9 protein-coding genes and 1 pseudogene are annotated in these 9,844 nt (G+C 43.2%); 6 read left to right on the top strand and 4 right to left on the bottom strand.

The annotated features are described in order from the left end of the window. The 4 genes from AC075J_RS00990 to AC075J_RS00975 all read right to left on the bottom strand — a co-directional run. On the bottom strand, positions 1-423 hold a 423-nt coding region (locus tag AC075J_RS00990; RefSeq protein ID WP_476389861.1), incomplete at its 3' end, for a M14 family zinc carboxypeptidase. A gap of 151 nt (positions 424-574) precedes the next feature. Beyond that, positions 575-1,609 carry an LPXTG cell wall anchor domain-containing protein gene (locus tag AC075J_RS00985; protein ID WP_476389860.1) on the bottom strand — a complete coding sequence of 345 codons (1,035 nt, stop codon included), beginning with the start codon at positions 1,607-1,609 and terminating at the stop codon, positions 575-577. Between the two features lie 23 nt (positions 1,610-1,632). Further along, entirely contained in the window at positions 1,633-1,878 is a 246-nt protein-coding gene (locus AC075J_RS00980; RefSeq protein WP_476389859.1) for a hypothetical protein, read from the bottom strand. Next, the gene (locus AC075J_RS00975) at positions 1,811-2,320 is read right to left on the bottom strand and encodes a hypothetical protein (protein ID WP_476389858.1); all 510 of its coding nucleotides are present in this window, start codon (positions 2,318-2,320) and stop codon (positions 1,811-1,813) included. Before AC075J_RS00975 ends, AC075J_RS00980 begins: the two co-directional genes overlap by 68 nt. Positions 2,321-2,462: 142 nt before the next feature. On the opposite strand from AC075J_RS00975, the gene AC075J_RS00970 reads away from it, so the two are divergent. The 6 genes and pseudogenes from AC075J_RS00970 to AC075J_RS00945 form a co-directional block, all read left to right on the top strand. After that, a complete protein-coding gene (locus AC075J_RS00970) occupies positions 2,463-4,208 on the top strand; it encodes an LPXTG cell wall anchor domain-containing protein (protein ID WP_476389857.1) in 1,746 nt (581 codons plus the stop codon). A 151-nt stretch (positions 4,209-4,359) separates the two neighbouring features. After that, entirely contained in the window at positions 4,360-5,259 is a 900-nt protein-coding gene (locus tag AC075J_RS00965) for a M14 family zinc carboxypeptidase (protein ID WP_008703215.1), read from the top strand. A gap of 153 nt (positions 5,260-5,412) precedes the next feature. Beyond that, positions 5,413-6,813 (top strand): tRNA (N6-isopentenyl adenosine(37)-C2)-methylthiotransferase MiaB, encoded by a 1,401-nt coding sequence (gene miaB / locus AC075J_RS00960; protein WP_476389856.1) that lies wholly within the window; start codon positions 5,413-5,415, stop codon positions 6,811-6,813. A 121-nt stretch (positions 6,814-6,934) separates the two neighbouring features. Continuing rightward, positions 6,935-8,254: an MATE family efflux transporter gene (locus tag AC075J_RS00955; RefSeq protein ID WP_118341926.1), complete on the top strand. Its 1,320-nt coding sequence runs from the start codon at positions 6,935-6,937 to the stop codon at positions 8,252-8,254. Positions 8,255-8,695: 441 nt separating this feature from the next. Next, positions 8,696-9,020, top strand: a pseudogene (locus AC075J_RS00950) (metal-sensing transcriptional repressor). Between the two features lie 118 nt (positions 9,021-9,138). Beyond that, the coding region (locus AC075J_RS00945; protein WP_476389855.1) for a cation transporter at positions 9,139-9,844 on the top strand (706 nt) is incomplete at its 3' end.

The following is a 9,844-nucleotide window of genomic DNA, read 5'->3' as shown; positions in this document are numbered from 1 at the left end:
CTCTTCCACAGGCCTGTCCTGCATTTTCAGCATCTGTCTGTGGATGGGATTATGTATGGCACCATATCCATATTCGCATATCTCATAGCTGTCAGGATTCAGCATGGGGATCATACAGATACGAACCTTATCCAGAAGTTTACGAACTTCATAACTTTCTCCGATGGTCCAGTTGCTTTCATAGGATCTGCAGTAATCTTTTGCAATGGACAAAAGATATTCCGGGAGATTTCTGTCTCCGCTTTCCACTCCGCTCAGACAGATAATGCAGGTATCACCCTTTCCAATCTCAAGCATGGGGATCATTCTGTCATCATGACTTCTTCCGATCACTCTGAACTGGACAAAATTTCCATATCTCTGTCCGAGTTCCCACAATGCGAAGTATATTTTTTCATAAGTTCCCATCTGTTCTGTTGACATACATTCTTTCCTCCTTTTTGGCAAATGTTCAGCAGCTTGAATCAGATTCCGGATTCTGACCTGTATGGACGGCTGAATGGCTGCCTTATTATTATATATATGAAAAGAGACAGGCCATAAGACCTGTCTCTTAAAAATAATTGGATTATATTTACATTTCTTTTTTACGTCTTCTTATCAGTACGTAACCACCTGCAAGAACAGAAGCTGCAGCAAGAGCCAGCATAGTTCCGATCGGTGATTCATCACCTGTGGATACTGCTGATTTCGCTGTTCCGTTTGCTCCATCTGCATAGGTGGTAGGAGTTACATCTGTAGTTCCTCCATCTGTAGTTCCGTCGCCGGATCCTGTTCCGTCTCCGTTTGTTCCGTTTGCACCTGGTGTGGTAGTGGCCTGTGTCAGAGGAGCTGCCTTGAACTGATAGGACAGAACTTCGGAAGCATCTGTTTCCTGCCAGTCATTTCCACTGTATACCTGTTTATTATATTTAATATAGATGGTATATGTTTTCTCTGTATCTGTATAAATACCATCCTTTGCACCAATCTTCCATGATGGATTCCATGAAGATGGATTGGAAGACATACTCCATCCTGAAGGAACCCATCTTACATCTCCCTCTCCTGGATTATTATTCTGTGTACCCGCACCAATTACCTTGAAGTCATAAAAAGTTTTGGGATAGAACACAAGTGCTTTCTCAAATCCCTGTACAACACTCTCTTTTACATCGGGTACTACCGGAGTATGAGATGGTGTAGGTATAACAGGACGTTCTTTTGGATTAGGCTGGAACATTACAGAGCCATAATTACTCTTATCCTTATCACTGATCACACATACATAAATATCAACATCATAGTCAGGAAGATCAGTAACTTTTGCTGTTACATTTGTATCAGCCTCAATAGGCGCGCCTACTCTGGAAGTATCGATTGTTGGTGCTTTCTCACCACGTTTTACCCAGTCAATATAATAGGTACCTTTTACATTTGACTGGAACTTAATTTTAACAGTACTACTTCCTGACCATTTGCATTCTTTTCCTGTTACTTTCAGTTTTTCTTCTGCAGGAGTTGGGGTAGGGGACGGTTCTGTTGTACTGACTAAAGTTCCGTCTTCTCCGATTTTAAGGCTGGAATCTCCCTCATATGTAATCTGAGAAAGAACATCTGTCAGTTTCACATCAGTAACAGCGTCATCCAGCTTTACTTCTGCCTTCCGGCGCTAGCCTCCTGAACAGCAACACCAATGGCAGAGCCTGTAACAGCACCGCTTACATTGATCACACCGTCTTTGGCAAGCACAAGGTTACTTGCAGCTTCAAAAGAATTTGTAACTGTATTTCCTGTAACACTTACAGTTCCACGAATATTGACAGTTCCCTCACTGTAAATCGCACCGCCTGCTGCTGCGGAGTTTGCTGTGGATGGTACCACCCAGAAGATATACATTTGCACCGGCAGCATTGTTGACCGCACCGCCATTTCCGGTTGTGGTATTTCCTGTCAGAGTTGTACCGTCAATCAATGCATAATTACCACTTGCTACTTCTACAATCGAACCGGTAACGTCATCGCCTGTACCATCAACAGTTAAACTGCCTGAACCGATAGCATTTCCATCTGAATCAGTCACAGAACCGCCTGCCATCTGAAGATTACCACCATTAACAGTAAACATACTCTCAGTAAAGCCGGCTACACGTTTAATTGTAGTATTATCTTCAGCAGCAACCAGCATGATATTCTTCTTTTCAGGGACATTTATTGTATTGTTGACTTCAATGGTTCCTTTTAATTTTACATAAGTAGGTTCACCATTTATCATATCCTCACAGTCCGGTACTGCTGCGAACGCTTCTTCCAAAGAAGTAAAGGACTTTTCGCCAATCACAATCGCAGAACCTGCCTCAGCAGCCTGCTCATCAGTTTCTTCAGCAGCCGGTGCCTCTGTAGGATCAGCTGCTTCTGATCCTACAGAGGCACCGGCTGCTGAAGAAACTGATGAGCAGGCTGCTGAGGCAGGTTCTGCGATTGTGATTGGCGAAAAGTCCTTTACTTCTTTGGAAGAAGCGTTCGCAGCAGTACCGGACTGTGAGGATATGATAAATGGTGAACCTACTTATGTAAAATTAAAAGGAACCATTGAAGTCAACAATACAATAAATGTCCCTGAAAAGAAGAATATCATGCTGGTTGCTGCTGAAGATAATACTACAATTAAACGTGTAGCCGGCTTTACTGAGAGTATGTTTACTGTTAATGGTGGTAATCTTCAGATGGCAGGCGGTTCTGTGACTGATTCAGATGGAAATGCTATCGGTTCAGGCAGTTTAACTGTTGATGGTACAGGCGATGACGTTACCGGTTCGATTGTAGAAGTAGCAAGTGGTAATTATGCATTGATTGACGGTACAACTCTGACAGGAAATACCACAACCGGAAATGGCGGTGCGGTCAACAATGCTGCCGGTGCAAATGTATATCTTCTGGGTGGTACTATCACAGCAAACTCCGCAGCAGCAGGCGGTGCGATTTACAGTGAGGGAACTGTCAATATTCGTGGAACTGTAAGTGTTACAGGAAATACAGTTACAAATTCTTTTGAAGCTGCAAGTAACCTTGTGCTTGCCAAAGACGGTGTGATCAATGTAAGCGGTGCTGTTACAGGCTCTGCCATTGGTGTTGCTGTTCAGGAGGCTAGCGCCGGAAGAACAGTAGTAAAGCTGGATGACGCTGTTACTGATGTGAAACTGACAGATGTTCTTTCTCAGATTACATATGAGGGAGATTCCAGCCTTAAAATCGGAGAAGACGGAACTTTAGTCAGTACAACAGAACCGTCCCCTACCCCAACTCCTGCAGAAGAAAAACTGAAAGTAACAGGAAAAGAATGCAAATGGTCAGGAAGTAGTACTGTTAAAATTAAGTTCCAGTCAAATGTAAAAGGTACCTATTATATTGACTGGGTAAAACGTGGTGAGAAAGCACCAACAATCGATACTTCCAGAGTAGGCGCGCCTATTGAGGCTGATACAAATGTAACAGCAAAAGTTACTGATCTTCCTGACTATGATGTTGATATTTATGTATGTGTGATCAGTGATAAGGATAAGAGTAATTATGGCTCTGTAATGTTCCAGCCTAATCCAAAAGAACGTCCTGTTATACCTACACCATCTCATACTCCGGTAGTACCCGATGTAAAAGAGAGTGTTGTACAGGGATTTGAGAAAGCACTTGTGTTCTATCCCAAAACTTTTTATGACTTCAAGGTAATTGGTGCGGGTACACAGAATAATAATCCAGGAGAGGGAGATGTAAGATGGGTTCCTTCAGGATGGAGTATGTCTTCCAATCCATCTTCATGGAATCCATCATGGAAGATTGGTGCAAAGGATGGTATTTATACAGATACAGAGAAAACATATACCATCTATATTAAATATAATAAACAGGTATACAGTGGAAATGACTGGCAGGAAACAGATGCTTCCGAAGTTCTGTCCTATCAGTTCAAGGCAGCTCCTCTGACACAGGCCACTACCACACCAGGTGCAAACGGAACAAACGGAGACGGAACAGGATCCGGCGACGGAACTACAGATGGAGGAACTACAGATGTAACTCCTACCACCTATGCAGATGGAGCAAACGGAACAGCGAAATCAGCAGTATCCACAGGTGATGAATCACCGATCGGAACTATGCTGGCTCTTGCTGCAGCTTCTGTTCTTGCAGGTGGTTACGTACTGATAAGAAGACGTAAAAAAGAAATGTAAATATAATCCAATTATTTTTAAGAGACAGGTCTTATGGCCTGTCTCTTTTCATATATATAATAATAAGGCAGCCATTCAGCCGTCCATACAGGTCAGAATCCGGAATCTGATCCAAGCTGCTGAACATTTGCCAAAAAGGAGGAAAGAATGTATGTCAACAGAACAGATGGGAACTTATGAAAAAATATACTTCGCATTGTGGGAACTCGGACAGAGATATGGAAATTTTGTCCAGTTCAGAGTGATCGGAAGAAGTCATGATGACAGAATGATCCCCATGCTTGAGATTGGAAAGGGTGATACCTGCATTATCTGTCTGAGCGGAGTGGAAAGCGGAGACAGAAATCTCCCGGAATATCTTTTGTCCATTGCAAAAGATTACTGCAGATCCTATGAAAGCAACTGGACCATCGGAGAAAGTTATGAAGTTCGTAAACTTCTGGATAAGGTTCGTATCTGTATGATCCCCATGCTGAATCCTGACAGCTATGAGATATGCGAATATGGATATGGTGCCATACATAATCCCATCCACAGACAGATGCTGAAAATGCAGGACAGGCCTGTGGAAGAGTATGAATGTAATGCCAGGGGAATTGATCTGCGCAGAAATTTTCCGACTAATTATTATCAGCGGAAAAGAGTGAATCAGGAGCCTGCCAGTGAGAATGAGACTCGTGCCCTGATCAGCATTTTTCAGGAATATTCAAGCCTTGGCCTGCTTACATTCAGTTATTCCAGAGGGAAGATCGTTTACTGCAGACAGGAGAAAGGCTTTGCCTACAATCAGAAAAATTACAGACTGGCAAGGCATTTACAGAAATGTTCCGGCTATCGTCTGGAAAAAGGGATTGCAGGTGGTGCGAGAGTCAAAAAAGCCGGAGCAAAACCTGAGATGGGATCTCCGGAACAGTTTTATGCGGAAGTAATCCGTCAGCCCTCTCTGGCAATTGAGATTCCGGAATACCGCAAGGACGATATGGAAGAACTGCGTCTGATTCCACTTGAATATCTTTATTCTTTAAACAGCGGCATATTGGCAAACGCATAAATCCGTCACACAGTCAAAGAAAAACAGTCTCTGAAAATAAAAAGTAATAAAAACATGTAAAAACAGAGATTAGCGTTTGACATAAAGCCATAGATTCTGTATGATAAAAAGAGTGCCCCGAAATGTTGTAAACAGAAAGATGAGGAATCAATAGTGAATAATAATACACAGGAAAGTAAAATACAGTTAGAATATATCAATAAATGTACAGAGCTTGTGAAGGAAAAATATAAAAAGGCGCCAGCTTTCTTTATCCAGAATGCAGGCTGCCAGATGAATTCCCTGCAGACGGATACAGTGGCCGGTATCGTGAAACGTATGGGCTATACAGAAGTATCCAGAGAAGAAGATGCAGATGTTGTCATCTATAACACCTGCACAGTCCGGGAGAATGCAAACCTGAAGATTTACGGTCATCTTGGCCATCTGAAAAGTATTAAGAAAAAGAATCCTGAACTGAAGATTGTATTGTTTGGCTGCATGATGCAGGAGCCGGAAGTAATTGAGAAGATCCACAAAGAATATTCTTTTGTTGATCTGGTTTTCGGTACCCATAACTTCCATAAGTTTCCGGAGCTTTTCTACAGAAGCTTAAATACGGAGGGACAGATCATTGATGTCTGGAAGGAATCTGATGAAATCGTGGAGGGTATGCCTTCTGACCGTAAATATTCCTTTAAAACGGGTGTCAATATTATGTTTGGCTGCAATAATTTCTGCAGTTACTGTATTGTACCATATGTAAGAGGAAGAGAGAAGAGTCGCGAACCGGAGGCGATCATAGAAGAGATCAAGGGTCTGGTGGCTGACGGTGTAACGGAAGTTATGCTTCTGGGACAGAACGTTAATTCCTATGGAAAGACACTGGAACATCCGGTTACTTTTGCACAGCTTCTGAAACAGGTGGAAGCAATTGAAGGATTAAAGAGAATCCGTTTCATGACTTCCCATCCGAAGGATCTGTCTGATGAACTGATCCGGACAATGGCAGAGAGCAAAAAAGTGTGCCATCACCTTCACCTTCCCATGCAGTCCGGAAGCAGCCGAATCTTAAAGATCATGAACCGCCGTTATGACAAAGAAAAGTATCTGGAGCTTGTAGACAAGATCCGTAATGCCGTACCGGATATTTCCCTTACTACAGATATCATTGTAGGTTTTCCGGGAGAAACGGAAGAGGATTTCCAGGATACTCTGGACGTTGTGGAAAAATGCGATTTTGATTCTGCGTTTACCTTTATTTATTCCAAAAGAAGCGGCACACCTGCTGCCAAAATGGAGAATCAGGTACCTGAGGATGTAGTAAAAGACCGTTTTGACCGTCTTCTGGCTCTGGTTCAGGAAAAAGGCCGAAAGGCTTCTTCCCGTTTCGAGGGAACTGTTCAGGAGATCCTTGTAGAGGAAGAAAGCAGAGAAAAAGGTATCTTTACAGGAAGAACAGAATATAACCTTCTGGTCCATTTCCCGGGATGTCAGGATCTGATCGGTAAATATGTAAAAGTAAAACTGGATACCTGCAAGGGATTCTATTATTTCGGAAGCCTTGCAGAATAAAAACATTGAAAAATACTAACTGTTTACGAACAGTAATATAAAGGACTTCTACAGAAGCCCATATCAATTTGGATATAGAGGGTGGAAGATAAAAGTGAAACAAAATAAATACGAAATAGATATGTGTAACGGAACCATCATGGACAAGCTGATTTCCTTTTCACTGCCGCTGATGCTGTCCGGAATCCTGCAGCTGATGTTTAATGCTGTGGATATCATAGTGGTGGGAAGATTTAGCGGAAGTCAGGCACTTGCAGCCGTAGGCTCAACCACAGCACTGATCAATGTGTTTACCAATCTGTTTATTGGTATCTCACTTGGTGCGAATGTACTTGCTGCCCGGTTCTATGCGGCAGGAAAAGACCGGGAAATGTCAGATACCGTTCATACGGCTGTAACTCTTGCACTGGTAAGCGGTATCGTCATGGCATTTGTGGGACTGATTTTTTCCAGATGGGCTCTGGAATTGATGGGTACCCCGGATGATGTGATCGGACAGTCTGCACTGTATATGAAAATCTATTTTCTGGGTATGCCGTTTTTTATGCTTTATAATTATGGAGCTGCAATTTTGCGGGCTGTAGGAGATACGAAACGTCCACTGATCTTTCTGGTTATTTCCGGTATTGTAAATGCAGTACTGAATCTGATCCTCGTGATCATGTTTCATATGGATGTGGCGGGCGTAGCCATTGCTACTGTGATTTCCCAGTTAATTTCCTGCATTCTGGTACTCAGATGTCTGCGTACATCGAAAACCAGTTACCAGCTTCATTTTGGAAAATTAAGGATCAATACTGTTTATTTAAAACAGATTTTCCAGGTTGGGATTCCGGCCGGGATCCAGAGCACAGTCATTAATCTGTCAAATGCTCTGCTTCAGTCCTCGGTTAATTCCTTTGGATCGACCGCCATGGCAGGGTATACGGCGGCCAATAATATTTTCGGTTTTCTGTATGTGGCGGTGAACTCTGTCACACAGGCATGTATGAGCTTTACCAGTCAGAACTATGGTGTGCATAAATTTAAACGTATGGATAAGGTTCTGGTCGACTGTCTTATTATTTCCGTAGTTACCTCCTTTTCCCTTGGATGCGGTGCATATTTCTTCGGTTCTGAGATTCTTAAGATTTATACTGCCGATCCGGAAGTGATCCGCTGCGGACTGGAAATCCTGTCTTACACTACCGTACCTTATTTTCTCTGCGGGATTATGGATCTGTTTCCGGGTGCCCTGCGTGGAATGGGACATTCCGGCGTTCCAATGATCCTGTCAGTGATCGGAACAGTAGGAACCAGGATCGTATGGATATTTGGAATATTCCCGCATCACAGATCACTGGCTGTTCTGTTTATTTCCTATCCTGCATCCTGGATGCTGACGATCATTATGCAGGTCACCTGTTTTTATTTTGTCAGAAGAAAAGTGCATAGAGTATAGGTCTTTGAGCTTTCGCGAAAAATAATTGCCGGCAGAATATTACCGGCGGTTATTTTCTGTGAGAGCTCTTTTTTGTGTTACTGCTGCTTACTCTGTCCACAGTAACTAATCTTTTTTGTTTCCGATATGAAAAAACAGTATTGACAAATACCCCATAAGGGTATATAGTGACTACTGTAAAGATACCCCGTAAGGGTATTTTGAAATCGTTATATGTTTCAGAAATTTAGATAAAACAGAGCTTATTTATAAAAATGTACTCTCGGAGTCTTTATTGCACTTGCTTTTACGGCTGATTTTTCGCCAGATGCACCCGCATTTTATCAACGTACGCACCGCGTACGCCTCAAAAATTCGGGCACATCTGACAAAAAATCTTCTCATAAAATCAAGTACAAAAAGGTTCCGAGTAGCATAAAAATCAGAAGGAGGATTTCCCATATGGCAGATACACAGGAGAAAAAAGTCTGTCCTGCTGCAGCAAAACACACAATGCGTTCTGAGGAGGAGAGAAGAAGAAGCTGATCAATCGTCTTGAACGTCTCGAAGGACAGATCCGAGGAGATTATCGGTCTGCTGGGGATCTGATGCGGTACTGTTCATCGATATCCTGATCCAGTCCGCAGCAGTCAACGCAGCAGTGAACGCATTTAACAAAGAACTGCTTGCCAGCCATATCCGCAACTGTGTGGCAAGAGATATCCGCGAGGGCAAGGATGAGACGATTGATGAGCTGGTGGCTACTTTGCAGAAACTGATGAAGTGAAGGCTGTGTGTTCAGACTATTATAGCATCAGAGTACAGCAGAATAAAGATCTGGGAACTGCAAAGCAACAGAGCAGTAGATATCAGGTAAGGAACAACAAGTCGTAGGAGGAATAGAAATGGAACAATACAATGTAACCGGAATGAGCTGTGCGGCCTGCAGCAGCAGAGTGGAGAAGGCCGTATCCAGGGTTCCGGGTGTGACATCCTGTTCGGTCAGTCTGCTGACCAACTCCATGGGAGTAGAGGGAACTGCCGGTTCAGGTGAGATCATCAAGGCTGTACAGGATGCAGGATACGGAGCATCCTTAAAGGGGGCATCCGGGGAGCAGATATCTGCTTCTGCGGCAGAGGAGGCACTGGAAGACCATGAAACACCGGCGCTGAAACGAAGGCTGATCGCATCTGTAGGCTTTCTGCTTGTGCTGATGTATTTTTCCATGGGACATATGATGTGGGCCTGGCCTCTTCCGGCATGGTTTAATGATAATCATATTGCCATGGGACTGGTGCAGCTTCTTCTCGCCGGAATCATAATGGTCATTAACCAGAAATTTTTTGTCAGCGGATTTAAGAGCCTGTGGCATCGTGCACCAAATATGGATACCCTTGTGGCACTTGGCTCCATGGCATCCTTTTTGTGGAGTGTTTATGTACTTTTTGCAATGACAAGGGCACAGGTAGACGGAGATTCGGCGGCAGTTATGAATTACATGATGGAGTTCTATTTTGAATCTGCAGCCATGATCCTTACCCTGATCACAGTTGGAAAAATGCTGGAAGCCCGATCTAAGGGAAAGACAACGGATGCGCTGAAAGGTCTGA

Source organism: Blautia sp. ZXY-1-C6 (assembly GCF_056339875.1).
This window is presented reverse-complemented; position numbering and strand designations above follow the sequence as displayed.

Coding starts and splice junctions, on each gene's coding strand:
- AC075J_RS00980 (WP_476389859.1), bottom strand. CDS start 1,878: ATGTATATCTTCTGGGTGGTACCATCCACAGCAAACTCCGCAGCAGCA.
- AC075J_RS00955 (WP_118341926.1), top strand. CDS start 6,935: ATGTGTAACGGAACCATCATGGACAAGCTGATTTCCTTTTCACTGCCG.
- AC075J_RS00965 (WP_008703215.1), top strand. CDS start 4,360: ATGTCAACAGAACAGATGGGAACTTATGAAAAAATATACTTCGCATTG.